The sequence below is a fragment of the Variovorax sp. SPNA7 genome, assembly GCF_033807855.1.
Taxonomy (GTDB): Bacteria; Pseudomonadota; Gammaproteobacteria; order Burkholderiales; family Burkholderiaceae_C; genus Variovorax; species Variovorax beijingensis.
In genome coordinates this window covers 1902615-1923996 of the sequence record NZ_CP138513.1, presented here as the reverse complement: position 1 = coordinate 1923996, position 21382 = coordinate 1902615, and the positions used below count along the sequence as shown (strand labels likewise).

The window sequence follows — 21382 nt, the reverse complement described above, 5'->3', positions numbered from 1 at the left end:
TTTCTCTGGAGCAACTTCGTATGGATTCCCAATTCGGCTTGATGAACGTCTGGAACCAGGGCGATTTCGTCACCAAGGCCGTCGCGCTGCTGTTGATCGGCATGTCGCTTGCGTCGTGGATCGTGATCATCGTCAAGGCGCTCGACGTCATCAAATACAAGCGCCTTGCCAGGCATTCGCAGGACTTCTGGCACAGCGAAGACTTCGCAACCGCGCTCAACAAGCTCGGCAAGGACGACAGCAACCCGTTCCGCGCGCTGGCGCTCGAAGGCCGCGAAGCGGCTGCGCACCATCGCAACACGAAGGCCCATCTGCACGACGCACTGGACGTGAGCGATTGGATCACGCGTTCGCTGCGCAACGGCATCGATGCGTTCACCGCGCGCCTTCAGACCGGCCTCGCCATCCTGGCATCGGTCGGTTCGACGGCGCCGTTCATCGGTCTGTTCGGCACCGTCTGGGGCATCTACCACGCGCTCATGAGCATCGGCTCGGCCGGCCAGGCCACCATCGACAAGGTCGCCGGCCCGATCGGCGAAGCACTGATCATGACGGCGCTGGGCCTTGCGGTGGCCATTCCGGCGGTGCTGGGCTACAACGCACTGGTGCGTGGCAACAAGTTTGTTCTGACCAAGCTCAACAGCTTTGCCCATGACCTGCACGCCTACTTCGTGACGGGCGCGCGCGTGCAAAGCGGCGGCGGCGACGCCATCGTGGTTCCGCTCAAGAAGGGCTGAGCATCATGGCTTTCGGAACCCAGGACGAACCCGATGAGGTGATGAACGAGATCAACATGACGCCGCTGGTAGACGTCATGCTGGTGCTCCTGATCATCTTCATCATCACCGTGCCGGTGATGAAGCACGCAGTCAACATCGACCTGCCGCGCGCCACCAGCGAACCCGAGCAGGCCAAGCCGGAGAACATCCTGTTCAGCATTGCTGCCCAGGGCGACTACTACTGGAACGAACAGAAGATCGAAGATGCCGATCTGCCCGCCCGCCTTGCCGCCGAAGCCGCCAAGAACCCGCAGCCCGAGCTGCACATCCGCGGCGACAAGGAAGTCCGCTACGAGCGCGTGGCCAAGGCAATGTCGGCCGCCCGCGAGGCTGGCGTGCGCAAGATCGGCTTCATTACCGAGCCCGACGCGAAGTAAGTCACTGAATGAGCCTAAAAAAAGTTGATCGCGGCGATTGACTTTTTATTGCGAATCATTATCATTCACTCATCGCTTCGATAAGGGGAATTTAGATGCAAGCCAAGCCGAACGCCTTTTCTGTTCTGAGCCATCCTTCGCTCGACCAATCGGGCGGCGGACATGCGTCCATCCAGGCACCGCGTCCGGCGCCGATGGTCGAAAGCACGGAGCTTCTCAAGGGAAGCAAGACCGTGGGCATCATGCACAACGGCTCCCTCTATCGGCTCCAGGCCACCAAACTCGGCAAGCTGATCCTTACCAAGTAAGCCGTCAGCCCGCCCTTCGCGCAAGTTTCATCGTGGGGCGACTTGAGGAGATTCATCTCCGAGGGTCGTTTTTTGCTAGCCAACGGTTCGCCGACTAGCCAAGCTTTTTTTCACGCTGGACATCCAAAAAAAACGCCGACTCGAAGTCGGCGTTTTGCTTTGGTGCGTCGAATGCTCAAAGACCGAGGGCTGCAATGCCCGCCTTGGCAATCTGGGCATCCTCGTTCGACTTCACGCCGCTCACGCCGACGGCGCCGATCACCTGGCCGTCCTTCACGATGGGCACGCCGCCCTCCAGCAGGCCCTGCACGGCGGGCGCCGTGAGAAACGCGCTGCGGCCGCCGTTGATGATGTCCTCGTAGACCTTGCTCTCGCGGCGCCCCATGGCTGCGGTGTGCGCCTTGGCGGGTGCGATGTGGGACGACAGTGCCGCGGCGCCATCGAGGCGCTGGAGCCACAGCAGGTTGCCGGCATCGTCGGAGATGGCGATGGTCACGGCCCAGTTGTTCTTGAGGGCCTCGGCTTCGGCAGCCGCGGCAATGGCCTTGACATCGGCGAGTTCGAGGAAGGACTTGGTCTTCATGGTGAGAATCAGGTTGCGTAAAACCCGACAGCATAACGGCCAACCGGCCCGGGAGCGCCGCGGCGCTTAGGACCATCGTCCATACGGTCTTTGTGCCGCCCCCCTCTTGCAGACCCCTAGAATGCGCCCAACTGCGTCATTGCAGCAACCAAAGGAGCTACGGCCATGAACGACCGCGTTACCACCCTCGACACTTCCGCCGGCTACGGCCAGGCGCTGCCGCAGGCTGAGCGCCAACGCGTCCTGCGCAACACCTACTGGCTGCTCGCGCTGAGCCTGCTGCCTACCGTGCTGGGCGCCTGGCTCGGCGTCGCCACCGGCATTACCAGTTCGCTCACGGGCGGGCTGGGCCTCATCGTCTTTCTCGGCGGCGCCTTCGGCTTCATGTTCGCCATCGAGAAAACCAAGAACTCGGCCGCCGGCGTGCCGGTGCTGCTGGCCTTCACCTTCTTCATGGGCCTGATGCTGTCGCGGCTGATCGCGATGGTGCTGGGCTTCAAGAACGGCTCCGAGCTCATCATGACCGCGTTCGGCGGCACTGCCGGCGTTTTCTTCGTGATGGCTTCGCTGGCCACCGTGATCAAGCGCGATCTGTCCGGCATGGGCAAGTGGCTCTTCGTCGGCGCCCTGGTGCTGATGGTGGGTGCCATCATCAACGTCTTCGTCGGCTCGAGCGCCGGCATGATGGCCATCTCGGTGGCGGCCATCGGCATCTTCTCGGCCTTCATGCTGTATGACCTGAAGCAGATCATGGATGGCGGCGAGACCAACTACATCAGCGCCACGCTCGCGCTCTACCTGGACCTGTTCAACGTGTTCCAGAGCCTGCTGGCCCTGCTGGGCCTCGCGGGCGGCGAACGCGACTGAGCGAACAACGAACGAGGCGCCGCATGCGCCAATGAAAAAGGGCCCCGAGGGGCCCTTTTTTCATGCCAGGTCGAACACCGCAATCGACTCGACGTGCGCCGTGTGCGGAAACATGTTGATCACCCCCGCGAACGTGCAGCGGTAGCCGGCCTGGTGCACCAGCAGGCCGGCGTCCCGCGCCAGGGTGGACGGATTGCAGCTCACGTAGACGATGCGCCTGGGCGGCGTCCAGCCATCGGTTCGCAGCTCGGGCTGCAGGTGCAGGTCGGCCATGGCCTTGGCCAGCGCGAAGGCGCCCTCGCGCGGCGGGTCGACCAGCCATTTGTCGGCGCTGCCGTCGGCCACCAGCATGGCGGGAGTCATTTCGAAGAGGTTGCGGGCCACGAACCGGGTTGCCGACAGCGCCCGCCTGGCGGAGGTGGCGGGCTGGTTCTTCCTGAAGTTGTCGCTCGCGCGCGCGACCAGGGTGTCGCTGCCCTCGATGCCCAGGACCTCGCGCGCACGGCTGGCCAGCGGCAGGGTGAAGTTGCCGAGGCCGCAGAACCAGTCGATCACGCGCTCGTGCGCCTGCACGTCGAGAAGGCGCAGCGCCTTCCCCACCAGGGCGCGGTTGATGTGCGGGTTGACCTGTGTGAAATCGGTGGGCTTGAACGGCATCATCACACCGAACTGGGGCAGCTCGTAGGACAGCGGCATGCCGCCCTCCTCCAGCAGCTTCACCGTGTCCGGCCCCTTGGCCTGCAGCCACCACTGGACGCCGGCGTTCTGCGCCGCAAAAGCCTTCAGGCGGCCGATGTCCGCATTGGAGAGCGGCTCCAGGTGCCTCAGCACCAATGCGATCGTGCCGAGCGAGGTGGTGCCGGGCGCATCGCCGCAGGCGAGTTCGATCTGCGGGCAGGTTTCGCGGGCGTCCATCGAACCGATCAAGGCGCGCAGCGGCATCAGCATGTCGCTGACCTGCTTCGGCAGCACCGGGCAGACCTGCATGTCGGCGAGATACCGGCTCTTGCGCTCGTGAAAGCCGATCAGCACGGTGCCTTTCTTGACCACATGGCGCACCGAGAGCCGCGCGCGGTAGCGGTAGTGCCAGGCCGGCCCTTCCAGCGGCCGCAGCACGCTCTCGGGCCGCACCTTGCCGAGGTGCCACAGGTTGTCCTCGAGCGCGCGCTGCTTCACCGCAACCTGCGCCGCCTCGTCCAGGTGCTGCATCTTGCAGCCACCGCACGCACCGGTGTGCAAACCGAAATGCGGGCAGCCGGGACGAACCCGCTGCGACGATTCGCGCCGGATCGCCGTGACCGTGCCCTGCTCCCAGTTGTTCTTGCGGCGATGAACGTTGAACTGCACTTCCTCGAAAGGCAGGGCGCCCTCGATGAACACGACCATGCCCTCGGCGTTGTGCGCCACGCCTTGCGCGTCGAGGTCGAGCGACTCGACCTTGAGCCATTCGCCCGCCGCGGTGGCCGGGGTTTTCGCGGGGACTTTCTTTTCTTCGATGGATTCCGTCATCCCCCGATTGTCTCAGCGCCGGCCCGGCCCTCGGCGGCCACGGCAAAGCCCTGCTAGAACAAGGCGTCGCGCCCCACGCCGGAACGGATCAGCTGGCGCCGCATCTTGGCCAGCGCCTCGTTCTGGATCTGCCTCACGCGCTCGCGCGTCAGCCCGAGGCGCACGCTCAGCACCTCGAGCGTCTCTGGCTCGCGGTCGTGCAGGCCGTAGCGGCCCTCCAGCACCTCGCGCTCGCGCGCATCGAGGGCGTGGACCCATTGATCGAGCAAGCGCGCGACCTCGTGGGTGTGCGTGACGTCGGTCGGATCGCCCTGGCCATCCTCGGACGCCACGGTGTCGGCCAGGGTGAAGCCTTCGTCTCCGTGCGCGTCGCCGGCATCGAGCGAGCGCGGCGCCTCGGCCAGCGCCAGCAGTTCCGCGACCGCCTGCACCTCCAGCCCCAGAAATGAGGCGACATCCTCCACGCGCACGCCATCGGGCCGATGCGCCAGGAACTCGGCATCGCTTTCGAGCGTGCGGCGGGCCCGCAGCACCTGCTGCAGTTCACGCACCACATGCACCGGCAGGCGGATCGCACGGGCCTGGGTCATCACTGCGCGCTCGACCGACTGGCGGATCCACCAGGTCGCATAAGTGGAAAAGCGAAAGCCCCGTTCGGGTTCGAACTTGGTGATGGCGTGCATCAGGCCGAGGTTGCCTTCCTCGACGAGATCGGAAAGCGGTACGCCGCGGCCCAGATAGGCCTTGGCGATGTTCACAACCAGCCTCAGGTTGTGCTCGATCATCGATTGCCGCGCTGCAAAGTCGCCGGCGCGTGCGGCGCATGCGGCCTGGTATTCCTCTTCGGGCGTGAAGAGTTCGGTGCGCCGCACCTGGCGCAGGTAGATCGTCAGGGCATCGGCGCCCTCGCCGCCGGGCGATTCGGTTGCGGCAATCAGGTCTGCAGCAAGTGCAGCAGGCTTCGCAGGCGAGGCCTGCCGGCCGTTCTTCTCTACTGCCCGGCCCCGGCCCACCGGCCGACGCACGGGCAGTGCGCGACGGGGGCTGGAAGCGGCCATGGCATCACCGGCTCGGCAAGTAGCGCGCCGGGTCGACGGGCTTGCCCTGGCGGCGGATTTCGAAATGCAGCTTGACGCGGTCGGCGTCGCTGTTGCCCATCTCGGCGATCTTCTGGCCCTTTTGCACCGACTGGTCTTCCTTCACGAGCAGCGTCTGGTTGTGCGCGTAGGCCGTGAGATAGGTGTTGTTGTGCTTCAGGATGATCAGGTTGCCATAGCCGCGCAAACCTGCACCGGCATAGACCACCCGGCCGTCGGCGGCCGCGACGACAGCATCGCCCGCCTTGCCGCCGATGTCGAAGCCCTTGTTCTTGGCGTCGTCGAACCCCGCGAGCAGCGTGCCGTGCGCAGGCCAGATCCAGCCGAGGTCTTCGTCGCCCGAGCTTGCTGCGGGCGCCGACGGCGACGCCGTGACCGGCGGCTTGCCGACCGCGGCACTGGCGGGCGCCGCAGGCACCACCGCCGACGGCGGCGCGACAGGCCTGGTCACCACGCCCTCGGAAGAAGGCGCAGGTGCGGTTGCGACAGAGGTGGCCGGTCCCACCGGCGGCACCACGCGCAGCACCTGTCCGACTTCGATCAGGTCGGGATTTTCAAGATTGTTCCAGCGAACGATGTTCTGCCAGCTCTGGCCGGTTTCGTTTCCGATGCGGCGAATCGTGTCGCCGGGCCGCACTGCGTAATAGCCCGGCTTGCCGTAGTTCTCGATGCCTGGAAGCGGCTTGCCCGAGGCATCGGTGGTGATGAGCGGGCCACCGGGTGCCGCATTGGGCGCACGCGTCATCGTGCCGCGGTCTTCGACCGGTGCCGGCCCTCGCGGTGCGGCGCAGCCCGCGATCACGAGCACAACGGCCAACGTGATACCAGCGCACCAACTCCGATTGCCAAAACCCTGCATTTGTTGTTCCTTCAAGCGATGCCCGATTTTAGGGGGACAAAGTGAACCGCCTCAAGAATGCGGCGCTCGAGTCCACGGGCGGTTTTATCGATGACGACGAGCGCCTGCCCGCCGCCTGCCGAATGCGTGGGCGCCACGATGCGCCCGCCGACGGCGAGTTGTTCGATCCAGGCCTGCGGCACCGCTTCGCCGCCTGCCGCGGCGATGATGCCGGCATAGGGCGCACCCTTCGCATAGCCGACCATGCCGTCGCCCAGCATCAGATGGACCGTGGCCAGCCGGAAGTGCCGCAGGTTGGCGCGCGCGCGCTCGTGCAGTCCGCGCAGGCGCTCGATGCTGTAGACCTCCGTGGCCACGTGGTTCAGCACCGCGGCCTGGTAGCCGCAGCCGGTGCCGATTTCCAGCACGCGGCCGAGACGGTCCTGCGGCTTGCCGGCGAGTGCGGGCGCGCCCAGCAGGAGTTCGATCATGCGGGCCACCACGCTCGGCTTGGAGATGGTCTGGCCCAGCCCGATGGGCAGGCTCGTGTCTTCATACGCCTGGTTGACGAGCGCGCTGTCGACGAAGCGATGGCGCTCGACAGCGCTCAGCGCGCGCAGCACGCGCGCATCGGCAATACCCTGGGCGGCGAGCTTCTGCACCATGCGCGCGCGCACGGCGTCGGAGGCCATCGATGGCGTGGCCGGCACCATCGGCTTGGCAGGCACGGCTGGCAGGCGCCCGCGCGTGGCGGCCGAGGCGGTGGGTGTCAGGCGAACCGGGAATCCAGGCCGTTGCGTGGCCATGCTCAATTACCGAGACGGGCAACCGTCTCGCGCCATTGGCCCAGGTCGGCATGGTCGGTCAGGTCGACCTGCAGCGGCGTCAATGCAATGTGGCCGGCGGCGGTGGCATGGAAGTCGGTGCCTTCGCCGCTGTCCTTGGCGCCTCCGGCACCTGCAATCCAGTACATCGTCTCGCCCCGCGGGCTTTCCTGCGTGATGACCTTCTCCGCGGCATGGCGGCGGCCCAGCCGGCAAACCTGGATCGGCTTGAGCTCTTCGAGCGGCCGGTTCGGAACGTTCACGTTGAGCAGGAAGGCGCCGCCGTCCAGCATGCGCTCGCGCTCGATCTGCTGCACCAGCCTCCGGGCCACCTGCGCGGCCGCATCGACGTGCGCCCAGCCCTTCTCGATCTGCGAGAACGCGATGGCCGGGATGCCGAACAGATAGGCCTCCATGGCGGCACCCACGGTGCCGGAATAGATGGTGTCGTCGCCCATGTTGGCGCCGTTGTTGATGCCGGAAACCACCAGGTCGGGCCGGTAGTCGAGCAGCCCCTTGAGCGCGATGTGGACGCAATCGGCCGGCGTGCCCGTCACGTAGCGAAACCCGTTGTGCGCCTTGTGCACATAGAGCGGCGCCGCCAGCGTGAGGGCATTCGACTTGGCGCTGTTGTTGTGCTCGGGTGCAACCACCTCGACGTCCGCGATGTCTTTCAATGCGTCGTGCAATGCGACGATGCCCGGCGCCTGAAAGCCATCGTCGTTGGAAATAAGTATCTTCATGGTGCTTTTCAGTGCCCGGATTGTAGGCGCCGCGTGCGTCGCAGCAGGGACAACGGCGCCCTGCCGCGGCCCCTATCATCGCCTCGCATTCTTGCCCATACACGACTGATTCAAAGGAGACCCGAGCATGCACGCATGGCTTTGCGAAAACCCCACCGGCGTCGATGCGCTGACCTGGAAGGAACTGCCGACGCCGGCGCCGGGTCCGGGCCAGGTGCTGATCGAGATCAGGGCGGCCAGCCTCAACTTCCCCGACCTGCTGATCGTGCAGAACAAATACCAGATCAAGCCGCCGCTGCCGTTCGTGCCCGGATCGGAATACGCCGGCGTCGTCCAGGCGGTGGGCGAAGGCGTCACCCACCTGAAGGTCGGCCAGAACGTGGCCTGCCTGTCGGGCACTGGCGGCTTCGCAACCCACACGCTGGCGCCGGCGGCGCTGTGCATGCCGCTGCCCGAAGGCTTTGGCCATGTCGACGCGGCGGCGTTCATCATGATCTACGCCACCTCGTGGCATGCGCTGATGGACCGCGCACAGCTCAAGGCCGGTGAAACCGTGCTCGTGCTCGGTGCAGCGGGCGGCGTGGGCACCGCCGCCATACAAATCGCAAAGGCAGCGGGCGCAAAAGTGATTGCAGCAGCTTCTACGGACGAGAAATGCGAACTCTGCCGCTCCATTGGTGCCGACGCCACCATCAACTACACCACGCATGCGCTTCCAGGCGGCTTTCGCGATGCCATCAAGGCCGTGACCGACGGCAAAGGCCCCGATGTCATTTACGACCCGGTGGGCGGTGATTTCGCCGAGCCTGCATTTCGCTCGATTGCGTGGCGCGGACGCTATTTGGTGGTCGGCTTTGCCTCTGGGCCGATTCCATCGCTGCCATTGAACCTCACGCTGTTGAAAGGCGCTTCCCTGGTCGGCGTGTTCTGGGGCGATTTCGCCAAGCGCGAGCCCAAGGCCAATGCACAAATGATGGCCGAATTGGCGCACTGGTACGGACAGGGAAAGATCAAGCCCGTGATCGACAGCACGATGCAGATGTCACAATTGAAAGCTGCCTATGCCCACATGGGATCGCGCGGCGTCAAAGGAAAACTCGTGATGGTGAACTGAGCGCTGCGGGTTTGCCCGGATTCGCACCCAATAAAAAAGCCCGCAGATGCGGGCTTTTTTATTGGCCTGTGGCCTTCTCGGGCGCCTACTTGATCTCGAACTCGGAAAGCGACTTGCCCGCGGCCAGTGCTTCAGTCACCCAACGCGGCTTGCGGCCGCGGCCGCCAGACCAGGTTTCGCCGGTCGGCCCACGGTATTTGGCTGCTGCCTTGACCGCGGGAACCCCTGCGCTGCGCTTGACCGAGCCACCGCGTGCACTGAGTTTCAGGTCCGACGCGGTCAGGCCGTATTCAGCAATCTTCCGGCGCACATCTTCAATCACGCCCGCGCGCTCTTGGTTGCGAAGGTCTTCGGCCTGCTTGCGCAATTGCGCAATCTGCTCGTCGTACTTCTTGATCTGGGAATTGATATCGGCAAGGGTCGAAGCCATTGTTGGACTCCTGAAAATTGGAAACGGGGCGGATTTTAATTCAATTCCAATTTATTACAAGCGGGCGGTTGCGGGAAATTTGAAGGCCCTGCGCCAGGTTTGCCGCAGCGCACAATGGAGCGCGCACCGGTTTGGACGCTTTTTATCAAGCCAAAGGAAGAGGGGCTGCGCCGGCCGCGGGAGCCGGAAATGACAACGCCGGGGCTGGCCCGGCGCTGTGTTCCCGTGGACGCTATTGCGCAATAGCAGTCGGGAAAGGTATTTTGGGGTGGCTGATGGGACTCGAACCCACGACGACCAGAATCACAATCTGGGACTCTACCAGCTGAGCTACAGCCACCGCAGAGCCTTCAATTGTAGCGGCAAAAACCCCGGTTTTCGCCACAGGGGCATGCGAACCAGCCTGAAATTCTTCTCAGCCGGTGGCAAGGGGGCCGGCCGGGGCCGTCTTCTTGATCTTGATCGAGGCGTCCGGCCTTTCGCAGGTGCCGATCAGCAGGCCGCTCGCGAGCGCGTGCTCCCGCAGCGCATCGAACACCTCGTCCCGCCCCGGCGCCGCGGAAAACGCGGGCGTGTCGTCGAGCGCAAACAGCTGAAAGGCGTAACGGTGCGCGCCGTGTCCCGGCGGCGGATCGGGAGGCAGCCAGGCGGCCTGCAGCCCGGAGTTGCGCCCCACGCGCAAACCGGCAGCGCCGGCGTTGTCCCGGCTCGGGATGGCGGCCTCGTCGAGCTTGCCTTCGTTCGGCTGCAGCCCGACGACGATGGCATGCACGAGCGGGTTCGGCGTGGGTGAATCGGCATCCTCGACCACCAGCACCAGCGATTCGGTGCCCGCCGGAAGTCCGGCCCACTGCAGCGGCGGCGACAGGCCCTCCCCATCGGCCGTATAGCGCGGCGGCAAGGGCGCGTGGTCCGCGAAAGCAACGCTGCTCAAAGCGATCGACGCCATGCCCTGCCGCATGCCCAGCGTATTGAAGACGATCTTGTCCAGGCCCGCGCGCATCCCGTGCAGCGCGTGGCCGATGACTTCAGGCAGTTTTTCCAGCATGGTCCCGGTATAGCGCTGCGCCGCAACGCACCCTGTAGGACGCAGCAGCAACCGCGACATGGCCGTCTGCGCCAAAGTTCTCGGACTCGAGCCCGATGTGATTCGGCCGGCTTCGGCGATGGCCTTGCTCCGCTATCATGAGCGCCGCTTGCTTCGACGGTTCGCGCTTTTTGCCGCGACCTTCACTTTCCACTTCACCGCCAAAGGAATTTCTTCATGAGCATCGTCTGGACCATCCTGATCGGGTTCATCGTGGGTCTCGTGGCGCGGGCCGTCAAGCCGGGCGACGATTCCGCCGGCTTCATCGTGACCACGCTGATCGGCGTGGCAGGTTCCTTGATCGTGACCTATGTCGGCCAGGCACTCGGCTGGTACACCGCGGGCCAGGGTGCGGGCTTCATTGCGTCGGTACTCGGCGCGATCGTGCTGCTGATCCTGTACGGCCTGATCAAGCGCAAGAGCTGATTCGGCCGGCAGTGCGGATCGATGCCGCGCAAGCCACGGGCGAGGCACCACGTCTATGTGGTCGAACTCGATGACCGCGTCTGGAACCATGGCCGGTTCAGGCGCGCCAATCCAAACTACCAGTTCGGCAAGCCCTTCGTCTACGTCGGAATGACTGGGCTCGACCCGGACATCCGCTTCGACAAGCACAAGGCCGGCATACAGGCCAACAGCTTCGTCCAGGCCTTCGGCCTCAGGCTGCTGCCCGCCCTCTACGAACGCTACAACCCGATGAGCTACGAGGATGCGTGCTCGATGGAGGTCGAGCTCGGCATCGCGCTGCGCAAGAGCGGCTACGGCGTCTGGCAGGCCTGAGGCCGATCGCTCTCCTGCGCCGGGACCTCAGGCGTAGGTGATCCAGTTCTCGAAAGCCGCAGCGTCCAGGTGCGGCAGCGTGTTGTAGGTGACGAGCATGTGCCGTTTGGGCGTGAAGGCAAACTCCGTCACCGCAGTGTTCCGGATGCGCAAGTTCAGTTCGATCGTCGTTTCAGGGCTCGTACCCAGCACATGGCCGACCGCCGTGCTGATCGGTCCGCCGCTCGACACCACCAGCACCTTGGCGCCGTGGTGGCGGTCGCGCACATGGTCGAGGGCCGTCGTCACGCCCGCCAGGAAGTCGACATAGCTCGGCATGCCGACCGGCTGGGTCCGGCCCTGCATCCAGGCGCCGAGGCCATCGCGCAAGAGGCGGAAGTGGTGCCGGTACATCTCGGGCGAATCGGGCTTCTCGAGCTTGCCTTCGTGAATGGTGGCAATGACCGCTTCGCTGTCGTACTCGTTGAGCCCGGGCCACGGAAGCACATCGTCGCGCTTCAGCGCGAGCCCCTCGGCAATGCCTTCCCAGGTCTGGCGATGGCGCTTCAGGGTGCCGGTGATCACGGCATCGAAATGCATGCCGCGCTCCCGCCAGTACTCGCCGAGGCGCACGGACTGCCTGTGCCCGAGTTCGCTCAGGTTGTCATAGTCGGCAGCGCCGAAACTGGCTTGGCCGTGGCGCACGAGATAGAGGGTTCCCATGCACGGGATTCTGGCGACAAGCGCACCTTGCGCTTGTCCCACGTGCGACGAAATGCGCGGTCGCGCCCCGGCTGCTGACCCGGACGCGACACGGCGTGCATCATGCCGCGGTTCAGCGGGCCCAGGTCAGCGGGCCACCGGCAGCGTCTCCGCCGGCTTCGGCACGATGATCTCGGCCTTGAAGCGTTCCTTCAGCAGGTTGTAGTACGCGAGTTCTTCCGCCGCGGTCACCGACTGGCCGACCTGTGCGTTCTCCTGCTGCGTTTGCTCGGGCGCCGACGGCGTGCGCGGAACCACCTTGGTCACGCGAACCACCGCATAGCCTTGCGTGCCCAGGTCCACGCCCACCAGCGCGGGCAGCTTGGATGCGTCGGCGCGCAGCGCGGCATCGATGACGGCGATGGGCTGGGCTTGCACTTCGCGGCGCGAAACCGTGACCGGTGCGCCAAAGGTGGCGCCGTCGGCCTTCGCGGTCCAGGCGGCGAGCTTGGCTTCGCCCTCGGCCTTGGCCATGACCGCAGCGCGCTCGGTGATCAGCTGCGCGCGGATCTTGTCCTTGACTTCGGCCAGGGGCATCGGATGCGCAGGCGTGTACTGCGTCACGCGGCCCGCCGCGAGTTGGTTGGAGCCGGCGTCGATGGCTTCGGTGTTCTGCTTGCGGTCCAGCGAATCGGCCGCGAACAGCGCGCTCAGGAAATTGCGGTTCGCCAGCACGCCGGTGGCACCCGGTGCCGGGGTGCGCGCGACGTTGCTTGCCGTCTGGATCGTGAGCTTCAGCTTTTCTGCCGCGGGCTTGAGGCTGTCGGACTGCTGGTAGACCGCATCGGTGAAGGTTTCCGCGGCCTTCGCGAATTCCTGCGTGGCCTGCTGCGCGCGGACTTCGTTCTCGATGGTGGCGCGCACCTGCTCGAAAGGCGGCACCACGGCCGGCTTGATGTCGGCGAGGCGAATGATGTGATAGCCGAACTCGGTTTCGACCACGTCGCTGATGTCGCCCTTCTTGAGCGCGAAGAGCGCGTCTTCGAAAGGCTTGACCATCGCGCCGCGGGTCACGAAGTCGAGATCGCCGCCCTTCTCCGCCGATCCGGGATCCTGCGAATTCTTGCGCGCGACGTCGGCGAAGGTGGCGGGCGCCTTCTTCACTTCGGCGAGCAGCTGCTCCGCCTTGGCCTTGGCCTTGGCGCGGTCGGCTGCCGATGCGCTGGCCGGCGCAGTGATCAGGATGTGGCTCGCGCGGCGCTCTTCCTTGGTGCCGAAGCGTGCCGTGTTCTGCTCGTAGTAGGTCTTGAGGTCGGCCTCGTTGACCGAGATGTTCTTCTTCGCGGCTTCCAGGTCGAGCACGAGGTATTCGATGCTGGCCTGCTCGGGCGCCTGGAACTGGGCCGCATGGTCCTTGTAGTAGGTCTCGACGTCGGCATCGCTCACGGTCACCTTCGACGCGAAGCTCTCGGGGCTGAAGCGCGCGACCTGGATCTCGCGGCGGTCGTAGAAGGCGCTGATGGTTGCCGCAGCCAGCGCGGGCGGCGTGAAGGCCGTGCCCGAGATGCCCAGCAGCATCTGCTGCGTGGCCAGCTCGGCGCGCATCGACGCCTCGTACTGCTCCGGCGTGCGGCCCGTGACGCGCTGGAAGCTCTCGCGGTCGAACTTGCCGTCCGGCGTGCGGAATGCCGCAAGACCCGCGTCCTGCGCAAAGATCCGCGACAGCCGCTCTTCGGAGATCGTCACGTTCGACTTGGCCGCCGCCGCGGCCAGCACGCGATCGCGCACCATCCGCTCCAGCGTGGCATAGCGCATCACGTCGGATTCGAGCAGCGTCGGATCGACGTTGGGCGATTGCTGGCGGATGCGGTCGGTCTCGATGCGATGCTGTGCATCCCACTCGGGCCGGGTGATGGCCTGGCCATCGACCCGCGCAACCTTCTCTTCGCCGCCGGAGCCCTGATAGCGCTCCACGCCAAAGAGGACGAACGAGGGAATGATCAGCAAGAACAAGAAAATCATGACGATCTTGTTGTACTTGCGGAAGAAATCAAACATGCTTGAACACTCTTTTGCGACGGATGTCGGGACGGCAATAAAAAAGGCGAACCTGTGTTCGCCTTTGCATCGGGTGGTGGTGGGTGCTGAGGGGCTCGAACCCCCGACCTACGCCTTGTAAGGGCGCCGCTCTACCAGCTGAGCTAAGCACCCCACCGGGAATACTCTCCGTAGTCTACGTCTTAGTTCAGCGCGTCTTTCAACGCCTTGCCCGGACGGAACTTCGGAATCTTGGCGGCCTTGATTTTAATCGCGTCGCCGGTGCGTGGATTGCGACCGGTGCGAGCGGCCCTTTTACCGACTGCGAAAGTGCCGAAACCGACCAGCGACACCGAGCCGCCTTTTTTGAGCGTGGTACGAATGGCGCCGATGGTGGATTCCAGCGCGCGGGTAGCGGCTGCCTTGGAAATATCGGCGTTCTTTGCGATGTGCTCAATCAGTTCGGTCTTGTTCACAAGGGCCCCTTGTAGAAGAAATAAAGTTGGTCGGCTTTCGTCAGCTGCGAGCTGGCCGCGAAATGACGCGGCTCGACAAGCCTGGCAGGACTGACGCCTCGGCAGCGCGCTGCCAGCGAGGATTACAACCACTGGTCTGCAGGGTGTCAATACGACACGAGGCCGTGCAGAACAGCGGAGCGCGCGATTTTAGGGGCGTTTCGTGAAGTCGAATTTCAAAGGGCCTCGGCAATGGCCTTGCCAAGGTCGCTGGTCTTCGCCTTGCCGCCGATGTCGGGCGTGCGCGGCGCTCCGCTTTGGGGCGCGAGCACCTTTTCGATGGTGGCGAGGATCGCGTCGTGCGCCTTCTTGTGGCCCAGGAACTCGAGCATCATCGCGCCGCACCAGATCTGTCCGATGGGGTTGGCAATGCCCTTGCCCGCGATGTCAGGTGCCGAGCCGTGTACCGGCTCGAACAGCGAGGGCGTGGTGCGCTCGGGGTTGAGATTGGCGCTGGGCGCAATGCCGATGGTGCCGGTGCACGCAGGGCCCAGGTCGGACAGGATGTCGCCGAACAGGTTGCTGGCCACGACCACGTCGAAGAAGTCGGGCCGCTGCACGAAGTGGGCCGTGAGGATGTCGATGTGGAACTTGTCGAGCTTCACGCCCGCATAGTTCTTTGCCATTTCGGCCACGCGCTCGTCCCAGTACGGCATGGTGATGGAGATGCCGTTCGACTTGGTCGCGCTGGTCAGGTGCTTCTTGGGACGCGATTGCGCAAGCTCGAAGGCGAACTTGAGCACGCGGTCGACGCCCACGCGCGACATCACGGTTTCCTGCACCACGATCTCGCGCGGCGTGCCTTCGTACATGCGACCGCCGATGCTCGAGTACTCGCCTTCGGTGTTCTCGCGCACGATGTACATGTCGATCTCGCCGGGCTCGCGCGGCGTGCCGTCGCGACGCACCACGGGGGCCGTGATGCCGGGCATCAGGCGTGCGGGGCGCAGGTTGATGTACTGGTCGAACTCGCGGCGGAACAGGAGCAGCGAGCCCCAGAGCGACACATGGTCGGCAATCTTCTCGGGCCAGCCGACCGCACCGAAGTAGATAGCGTCATGGCCGCCGATCTGGTCCTTCCAGTTGTCGGGCAGCATCTTGCCGTGCTTCTCGCAGTAGTCCCAGCTCGAAAAGTCGAAGTGGTCGAACTTCAGGTCGATGCCGAACTTGCGCGCCGCGGCATCGACCACGCGCAGGCCTTCGGGCATGGTTTCCTTGCCGATGCCGTCGCCGGCGATGACTGCGATTCTGTGGGTGGTCATGGTCTGGTTCCTTCTTGCTGGAGAGGGGAAGTGAAGAACTGGAGCGCCTCGGCGAGCAGTTCGCCCGGGGCTTCCTCCGGTACGTAGTGGCCGCAGGGCAAGGCGCGGCCCGAAACCTGGGCGGCGCATTCGCGCCAGAGCGAGAGCACGTCGAAGCAGCGGCCCACCGCGCCGTGCTCGCCCCAGAGCACGCGCAGCGGCTGCGCAAGCTTGCGGCCGGCGGCGATGTCGGCGCGGTCGTGCACCAGATCGATGGTGGCGGACGCGCGGTAGTCGCCGCAGATGGATTCGGCCGTGCCCGGAACGGCCGCGCAGCGCTCGTATTCGGCCAGCACCTCGGGCGCGAAGGGCGCGAGTCCCGCATGGCGGCCACCCATCACGCTGCGCACGTAGCGCACCGGATCGGAGGCGATCAGCGCCTCAGGGAGCGGCGGCGGCTGGATCAGGAAGAACCAGTGCCAGTAGGCACGCGCAAAGGCCTCGGTGGTGTTCTCGTACATCGAGAACGTGGGCGCGATGTCCAGCAGCAGCATGCGGTCGACGGCCGCCGCATGGTCGGCGGCCAGCCGGTGCGCGACGCGCGCGCCGCGATCGTGCGCGAGCACGCCGAAGCGCTCGAAGCCGTGATGGCGCATGGCGGCGAGTGCATCGAGCGCCATTTCGCGCTTGCTGTAGACCATGTGGTCGGCATCGTCCGCAGGGCGGCCTGAATCGCCATAGCCGCGCAGGTCCACCGCCACCACCGTGAATTGCTCGGCGAGCGCGGGCGCCACGCGATGCCAGATCAGGTGCGTCTGCGGATGCCCGTGCAGCAGCAGCAGGGGCGCGCCGCGCCCGCCGATGCGGCCATGCACGCGCACGCCGTCGCGCTCGATGTCGAATGTCGGAAAGTCGAAGAGAGAAGCAGTCACGCGGCGATTGTGCGTTGCGCTCCATCGATCATCAAGCAACAATCGACCAATTCATACTTTCCAATATGGCATGAATCCATTGTCGATGGACCGAGGCGATCTCGAACTGGTGCTGGCCATCCGCGACCAGGGAAGCCTGGCGGGCGCTTCCGCCACGCTCGACGTGGTGCCCTCGGTCGTGACCAAGCGGCTCGGTGCGCTCGAGGCAAGGCTGGGCCAGCGGCTGTTCGAACGCACCACGCGCCGGCTCAGCGTGACGGCCGAGGGCGAAGCCGTCTGCCTGCATGCCAGGGCGCTGCTCGAAGGTTTTGCGGCGCTCGAAAGCGAGCTCGGCGAGCGGCAGAACGAACTGGTCGGCACCATCCGGCTGGCTGCGACCTTCGGCTTCGGGCGGCGCTGGCTCGGCCCTGCCCTGGCCAGCTTTCAGGCGCGCCATCCCGGGCTGCAGGTCGAGTTGCTGCTGACCGAGCGGCTGCCCGACCTTGGCGCCGAAGGCTATGACGGCGCGCTCTGGCTCTGGGCCGTGCAGCAGCGCCGCGCGGCCGATTGGGTCACGCGCCGCATTGCGCGCAACCAGCGTGTGCTCGCCGCGTCTCCTGCATATATAAAGCAGCGCGGCATGCCGGCCACGGTCGATGCGCTGGCGGCGCACGACTGCCTGGTGGCGCGCGAGAACGGCGAGGTCAACCAGCACCAGTTCGCGCTGTGGACCCTGCGCCATGCGCGCGACGGCAGCACGGCGCGCGTGCGCGTCCAGGGTCCGCTGACGAGCAATTCGGGCGAGATGGTGCGCGACTGGTGCCTGGCCGGCCACGGCATCATGCTGCGCAGCCTGTGGGACATCGCGCCGCAGCTGGCTTCCGGCGAGCTGGTGCGCGTGCTGCCCCACTACGCCATGCCCGATGCCGACATCCACTGGATCGCGCCCTGGCGCCCCAAGACGCCGCGCCGCGTGCGGCTGCTGCTCGACCACCTGGCGGAACAGTTCCGCGGCGAGCCCTGGAAACCCGGCAAGGCCGGGTCGCCGCGCTGAAGAAAAGGCAAAGGCGGCTCAGCGCTCGCTGCGCACCACCAGGCTCACACCCGCGGCGGTGAGCCCGATGCCCAGCAAGGTCACCAGGGTGATCGGCTCGGCGAACAGCAGCCAGGCCATCACCGCCGTGCACGGCGGCACCAGGTAGAGCAGGCTCGTGACGGCGGTGGCCGTGCCGCGCTGGATCAGCATGTAGAGCAGCGAGCTGCCGCCGAGCGACAACACCAGCACCGACCAGGCCATGGCGCCGGTCGAGTACGCATTCCATTCGATGCCCTGCGATTCCATCGCCGCAAAGGGCAGACACACGACGAGCGCCGCCGCCATCTGCACGGCGCTCGCGCTGCGCACGTCGCAGGGCGCGACGAAGCGCTTCTGGTACAGCGTGCCCGCCGTGATCGAAAGGAGCGCCATCACGGCAAGCCCCATCGTCAACGCGCTGACCTCGCTGCCCTGGCCGAACTTGCGCGATACCACGAGCACCAGGCCCGCAAAGCCGAGCACCAGCCCGGCCCATTGGCGCTGCGAAATGCGCCCGCCATTGAACGACAGCCAGACAGCGGTCAGCACCGGCTGGATGCCGACCAGCAGTGCCACCAGCCCCGCACCCATGCCCGCATGCACCGCCGCCCAGACGCCGCCCAGGTAGCCCGCCTGCATCAGGACGCCGGTGACCGCCAGGTGCCCCCACTGCGCGCGCTCCTTCGGCCAGGCGACCCGCGCGAGCGCGACCCAGATGCCGAAGCACACGAGAGAGAGCGCAAAACGCACGGCCAGGAACTTGAGCGGCGGCGCATAGGGCATGCCATAGCGCGCAACGATGAAGCCCGTGCTCCAGATCAGCACGAAGACCGCCGGCATGGCCCGCAGCCACCCCGAGCCGCGTGCCGTGGCCGCCATCGTCATTTGCTGTGGGCCCGGATCTCGGGAATGGCCTTCTGCAGGTAATAGACCATCGACCACACGGTGAGCACCGCCGAGATCCAGATCAGCCACTGGCCCCAGAGGCCCGTGTCGATGACCTTGAACAGAAGCCCGTCATAGAGCAGGAAGGGAATCGCGATCATCTGCACGGTCGTCTTGACCTTGCCGATCATGTGGACCGCCACGCTCTTGCCGGCGCCGATTCGCGCCATCCATTCGCGCAGCGCCGAGATGGCGATCTCGCGGCCGATGATGATCAGCGCCACGAACACGTCGGCCCGCTGCAGGTGCACCAGCACCAGCAGCGCGGCGCACACGAGGAACTTGTCGGCCACCGGATCGAGGAAGGCACCGAAGGCCGAGGTCTGGTTCAGCTTGCGCGCCAGGTAGCCGTCGAGCCAGTCTGTGGCCGCGAAGACGATGAACATGACCGTGGCAATCAGGTTGCGCATCGGCTCGGCCATCGGCAGGTAGAACACACCAACGATCAATGGAATCGCGACGATGCGCGTCCAGGTCATGATGGTCGGGAGGGTCCAGAACATGCGGGCGATTGTGTCATGCGCGAGAGGCGGAAGCGAAAGCCGGGGCAATCGGCCTCAATGCAATGCGCGATAGATTTCCTCGGCCAGGTCGGTGGCAATGCCTTCGACCGATGCGATGTCTTCGACGCTGGCCGCCGCCACGCCGCGGATTCCGCCAAAGCGCTGCAGCAGGCGCGCGCGGCGCTTCGGTCCGATGCCCGGAATGTCCTCGAGCTGGCTGCCGCCCACGCGCACCTTCGCGCGCTTGGCGCGCATGCCGGTGATGGCGAAGCGGTGGGCCTCGTCGCGGATCTGCGCCACCAGCATCAGCGCCGCGGAGTCCTTGCCCAGGTAGACCTTCTCGCGGCCATCGGCGAACACCAGCTCCTCCAGGCCGACCTTGCGCCCCTCGCCTTTTTCGACACCCACGATGAGCGACAGCGCCAGGCCCAGTTCGCTGAACACCTCGCGCGCCATCGACACCTGGCCCTTGCCGCCGTCGACCAGCACCAGGTCGGGCATGCGTGCGGCTTTCGTCCTGGCGGGCGCATCGCTGCCGGCGCCGCCGGCATCGCCCATGGGCGGCGCATCGGTCTCGGCCGCCATGGCCTCGGCCAGCTTGCCGTAGCGGCGGTGCAGCACTTGGCGCATCGCGGCGTAGTCGTCGCCGGGCGTGATGCCCTCGATGTTGTAGCGGCGGTATTCGCGGTTCTGCATCGTGTGGTGCTCGAACACCACGCACGAAGCCTGCGTGGCCTCGCCCGCGGTGTGCGAGATGTCGAAGCATTCGATGCGGAAGTTGTCGAGGTCGTCGGGCGCGAGCTCGAGCGCATCGGCCAGCGCTCGGGTGCGCGCCTGCTGCGAACCTTCTTCCGCCAGCAGCCGGGCCAGTTGCAGGCCGGCGTTGGTCTCGGCCATCTCGAGCCAGTGCCGGCGCTGCTCGCGCGGCTGGAACACCGCCGTCACGCGCACGCCGGCCTGCTGCGAGATCGCCTCGATCAGCTCGCGGCTCACCAGGTGGCTCAGCACCAGCGTGGCGGGCACGGGCACGTCGATGTAGTGCTGGGCAATGAAGGCCTCGAGCACCTGCACCTCGATCGGATCGGCCGCGGCGGGCACTGCGCCCTCTTCCGCATCGAGTTCGCCATGGTGGATTTGCGCGGCGTCTTCCACATGCACCGGGAAATAGGCGCGGTCGCCCAGGTGCCGGCCGCCGCGCACCATCGCCAGGTTCACGCAGGCCTTGCCGCCCTGCACCTTGACGGCGAGGATGTCGACGTCCTTGTCCGAGGCGATCTCGATCGACTGCTGGTGCAGCACCCGCGAGATCGCCGACATCTGGTTGCGCAGCTCGGCCGCCTGTTCGAACTCGAGCTTCTCGGCGTGCTCGGTCATGCGCGCCTCGAGCTTCGAGAGCACAAGCTGGGTGTCGCCCATCAAAAAGGCTTCGGCGCTGGCCACGTCCTGCGCATAGGCCTCGGGCGAGATGTAGCCCACGCAGGGGCCGGTGCAGCGCTTGATCTGGTACAGCAGGCAGGGCCGCGTGCGGTTGGCGTACACCGTGTCTTCGCAGGTGCGCAGCTTGAAGACCTTCTGCAGCAGCTGGATCGACTCCTTCACCGCCCAGGCGCTCGGGTAGGGCCCGAAGTAGCGGTGCTTCTTGTCGACCGCGCCGCGGTAATAGGCCAGGCGCGGAAACTCGTGCGAGGCGATCTTCAGGTAGGGGTAGCTCTTGTCGTCGCGGAACAGGATGTTGTAGCGCGGCTTGAGCGTCTTGATGAGATTGTTCTCGAGCAGCAGCGCCTCGGCCTCGGAGCGCACCACGGTGGTCTCCATGCGCGCGATCTTGCTGATCATGTGGCCGATGCGCGTGCCGCCATGGCTCTTCTGGAAATAGTTGGCAACCCGCTTCTTGAGGTTGCGCGCCTTGCCCACGTAGAGCACCGCGCCGGCCGCGTCGAAATAGCGGTAGACACCCGGCAGCTGCGGCAGGGCCGCGACTTCGCTGAGCAATTGATCGGAATGCACGTCTGACATGGCGGCTATTGTGGCGCGCACGGAGGGTGCGGCTGCGCACCATGGTCTTGCCGTTGCCGAGCGCGCATTCCCTGCATGGCTGGCCCTGCCTTCCAGGCAGGCACCACTGCCTCACCCCGCCG

General features: G+C 65.8%; 25 protein-coding genes and 2 tRNA genes. 9 read left to right on the top strand and 18 right to left on the bottom strand.

Going from position 1 to position 21382, the window contains the following annotated elements; all coding sequences use genetic code 11:
- Positions 1-20: 20 nt before the first annotated feature.
- The 3 genes from RZE77_RS08905 (at position 21) to hemP (ending at position 1464) form a co-directional block, all read left to right on the top strand.
- Positions 21-737, top strand: coding sequence for a MotA/TolQ/ExbB proton channel family protein (locus RZE77_RS08905; protein WP_319431397.1), 717 nt, complete (start codon positions 21-23; stop codon positions 735-737).
- 5 nt (positions 738-742) lie between these two features.
- Positions 743-1156 (top strand): ExbD/TolR family protein, encoded by a 414-nt coding sequence (locus RZE77_RS08900; protein ID WP_319441533.1) that lies wholly within the window; start codon positions 743-745, stop codon positions 1154-1156.
- Between the two features lie 95 nt (positions 1157-1251).
- The gene (gene hemP, locus RZE77_RS08895; RefSeq protein WP_018903010.1) at positions 1252-1464 is read left to right on the top strand and encodes a hemin uptake protein HemP; all 213 of its coding nucleotides are present in this window, start codon (positions 1252-1254) and stop codon (positions 1462-1464) included.
- A gap of 175 nt (positions 1465-1639) precedes the next feature.
- On the opposite strand, the gene RZE77_RS08890 is transcribed toward hemP, so the two are convergent.
- Entirely contained in the window at positions 1640-2047 is a 408-nt protein-coding gene (locus RZE77_RS08890) for a GlcG/HbpS family heme-binding protein (RefSeq protein WP_012746944.1), read from the bottom strand.
- A 165-nt stretch (positions 2048-2212) separates the two neighbouring features.
- Between RZE77_RS08890 and RZE77_RS08885 the strand changes: the two genes are divergently transcribed.
- Positions 2213-2914 (top strand): Bax inhibitor-1/YccA family protein, encoded by a 702-nt coding sequence (locus tag RZE77_RS08885; protein WP_319441532.1) that lies wholly within the window; start codon positions 2213-2215, stop codon positions 2912-2914.
- Positions 2915-2974: 60 nt separating this feature from the next.
- Here RZE77_RS08885 and rlmD read toward each other — a convergent pair whose 3' ends face one another.
- The 5 genes from rlmD to surE are packed head-to-tail and all read right to left on the bottom strand — an operon-like array spanning position 2975 to position 7925.
- Positions 2975-4423: a 23S rRNA (uracil(1939)-C(5))-methyltransferase RlmD gene (rlmD, locus tag RZE77_RS08880; protein WP_319441531.1), complete on the bottom strand. Its 1449-nt coding sequence runs from the start codon at positions 4421-4423 to the stop codon at positions 2975-2977.
- A 53-nt stretch (positions 4424-4476) separates the two neighbouring features.
- Entirely contained in the window at positions 4477-5481 is a 1005-nt protein-coding gene (locus tag RZE77_RS08875; RefSeq protein ID WP_319441530.1) for a sigma-70 family RNA polymerase sigma factor, read from the bottom strand.
- A gap of 4 nt (positions 5482-5485) precedes the next feature.
- Positions 5486-6379, bottom strand: a complete 894-nt coding sequence (locus RZE77_RS08870; RefSeq protein ID WP_319441529.1) for a peptidoglycan DD-metalloendopeptidase family protein — start codon at positions 6377-6379, stop codon at positions 5486-5488.
- A gap of 11 nt (positions 6380-6390) precedes the next feature.
- Positions 6391-7164 (bottom strand): protein-L-isoaspartate(D-aspartate) O-methyltransferase, encoded by a 774-nt coding sequence (locus RZE77_RS08865; protein WP_028256149.1) that lies wholly within the window; start codon positions 7162-7164, stop codon positions 6391-6393.
- Positions 7165-7166: 2 nt separating this feature from the next.
- Positions 7167-7925 carry a 5'/3'-nucleotidase SurE gene (surE, locus tag RZE77_RS08860; RefSeq protein WP_319441528.1) on the bottom strand — a complete coding sequence of 253 codons (759 nt, stop codon included), beginning with the start codon at positions 7923-7925 and terminating at the stop codon, positions 7167-7169.
- A 127-nt stretch (positions 7926-8052) separates the two neighbouring features.
- Here surE and RZE77_RS08855 point away from each other — a divergent pair, with 127 nt between their 5' ends.
- On the top strand, positions 8053-9039 hold the full coding sequence (locus RZE77_RS08855) for an NADPH:quinone oxidoreductase family protein (RefSeq protein WP_319441527.1): 987 nt from the start codon (positions 8053-8055) through the stop codon (positions 9037-9039).
- 85 nt (positions 9040-9124) lie between these two features.
- On the opposite strand, the gene RZE77_RS08850 is transcribed toward RZE77_RS08855, so the two are convergent.
- The 3 genes from RZE77_RS08850 to RZE77_RS08840 all read right to left on the bottom strand — a co-directional run bounded on the left by RZE77_RS08850 (position 9125) and on the right by RZE77_RS08840 (position 10517).
- Positions 9125-9469 carry an H-NS histone family protein gene (locus RZE77_RS08850; protein ID WP_012746936.1) on the bottom strand — a complete coding sequence of 115 codons (345 nt, stop codon included), beginning with the start codon at positions 9467-9469 and terminating at the stop codon, positions 9125-9127.
- 264 nt (positions 9470-9733) lie between these two features.
- A tRNA-His gene (locus RZE77_RS08845) sits at positions 9734-9809 on the bottom strand.
- 75 nt (positions 9810-9884) lie between these two features.
- Entirely contained in the window at positions 9885-10517 is a 633-nt protein-coding gene (locus tag RZE77_RS08840; RefSeq protein ID WP_319441526.1) for a YbhB/YbcL family Raf kinase inhibitor-like protein, read from the bottom strand.
- Positions 10518-10575: 58 nt separating this feature from the next.
- Between RZE77_RS08840 and RZE77_RS08835 the strand changes: the two genes are divergently transcribed.
- From RZE77_RS08835 to RZE77_RS08825, 3 genes are read left to right on the top strand one after another with little or no spacing between them, the layout of a single operon-like run.
- The gene (locus RZE77_RS08835) at positions 10576-10737 is read left to right on the top strand and encodes a hypothetical protein (RefSeq protein ID WP_319441525.1); all 162 of its coding nucleotides are present in this window, start codon (positions 10576-10578) and stop codon (positions 10735-10737) included.
- The gene (locus RZE77_RS08830; protein WP_012746934.1) at positions 10734-10982 is read left to right on the top strand and encodes a GlsB/YeaQ/YmgE family stress response membrane protein; all 249 of its coding nucleotides are present in this window, start codon (positions 10734-10736) and stop codon (positions 10980-10982) included. Before RZE77_RS08835 ends, RZE77_RS08830 begins: the two co-directional genes overlap by 4 nt.
- A gap of 21 nt (positions 10983-11003) precedes the next feature.
- The gene (locus RZE77_RS08825; RefSeq protein ID WP_319441524.1) at positions 11004-11336 is read left to right on the top strand and encodes a hypothetical protein; all 333 of its coding nucleotides are present in this window, start codon (positions 11004-11006) and stop codon (positions 11334-11336) included.
- Positions 11337-11363: 27 nt separating this feature from the next.
- Here the strand turns inward: RZE77_RS08825 and RZE77_RS08820 are convergent, their stop codons facing one another.
- The 6 genes from RZE77_RS08820 to RZE77_RS08795 form a co-directional block, all read right to left on the bottom strand.
- On the bottom strand, positions 11364-12038 hold the full coding sequence (locus tag RZE77_RS08820; protein ID WP_319441523.1) for a histidine phosphatase family protein: 675 nt from the start codon (positions 12036-12038) through the stop codon (positions 11364-11366).
- Between the two features lie 126 nt (positions 12039-12164).
- Positions 12165-14075, bottom strand: coding sequence for a SurA N-terminal domain-containing protein (locus RZE77_RS08815; RefSeq protein WP_319441522.1), 1911 nt, complete (start codon positions 14073-14075; stop codon positions 12165-12167).
- 77 nt (positions 14076-14152) lie between these two features.
- Positions 14153-14228: transfer RNA gene (locus RZE77_RS08810), tRNA-Val, on the bottom strand.
- 29 nt (positions 14229-14257) lie between these two features.
- Positions 14258-14530 carry an HU family DNA-binding protein gene (locus tag RZE77_RS08805; RefSeq protein WP_007830705.1) on the bottom strand — a complete coding sequence of 91 codons (273 nt, stop codon included), beginning with the start codon at positions 14528-14530 and terminating at the stop codon, positions 14258-14260.
- Between the two features lie 215 nt (positions 14531-14745).
- Positions 14746-15831 (bottom strand): tartrate dehydrogenase, encoded by a 1086-nt coding sequence (locus RZE77_RS08800; protein WP_319441521.1) that lies wholly within the window; start codon positions 15829-15831, stop codon positions 14746-14748.
- Complete coding sequence (locus RZE77_RS08795) at positions 15828-16742, bottom strand: alpha/beta fold hydrolase (protein WP_319441520.1); 915 nt, start codon at positions 16740-16742, stop codon at positions 15828-15830. Before RZE77_RS08795 ends, RZE77_RS08800 begins: the two co-directional genes overlap by 4 nt.
- 85 nt (positions 16743-16827) lie before the next feature.
- Here RZE77_RS08795 and RZE77_RS08790 point away from each other — a divergent pair, with 85 nt between their 5' ends.
- The gene (locus RZE77_RS08790) at positions 16828-17775 is read left to right on the top strand and encodes a LysR substrate-binding domain-containing protein (RefSeq protein WP_319441519.1); all 948 of its coding nucleotides are present in this window, start codon (positions 16828-16830) and stop codon (positions 17773-17775) included.
- A gap of 18 nt (positions 17776-17793) precedes the next feature.
- Here RZE77_RS08790 and RZE77_RS08785 read toward each other — a convergent pair whose 3' ends face one another.
- Genes RZE77_RS08785 through uvrC form a run of 3 tightly spaced genes read right to left on the bottom strand, consistent with a single transcriptional unit; the run spans position 17794 to position 21260 of the window.
- On the bottom strand, positions 17794-18681 hold the full coding sequence (locus RZE77_RS08785) for a DMT family transporter (protein WP_319441518.1): 888 nt from the start codon (positions 18679-18681) through the stop codon (positions 17794-17796).
- Positions 18678-19244: a CDP-diacylglycerol--glycerol-3-phosphate 3-phosphatidyltransferase gene (pgsA, locus tag RZE77_RS08780; RefSeq protein ID WP_319431192.1), complete on the bottom strand. Its 567-nt coding sequence runs from the start codon at positions 19242-19244 to the stop codon at positions 18678-18680. The genes RZE77_RS08785 and pgsA overlap by 4 nt, the downstream gene beginning before the upstream one ends.
- A gap of 54 nt (positions 19245-19298) precedes the next feature.
- Positions 19299-21260: an excinuclease ABC subunit UvrC gene (uvrC, locus tag RZE77_RS08775; RefSeq protein WP_319441517.1), complete on the bottom strand. Its 1962-nt coding sequence runs from the start codon at positions 21258-21260 to the stop codon at positions 19299-19301.
- Between the last annotated feature and the right edge of the window lie 122 nt (positions 21261-21382).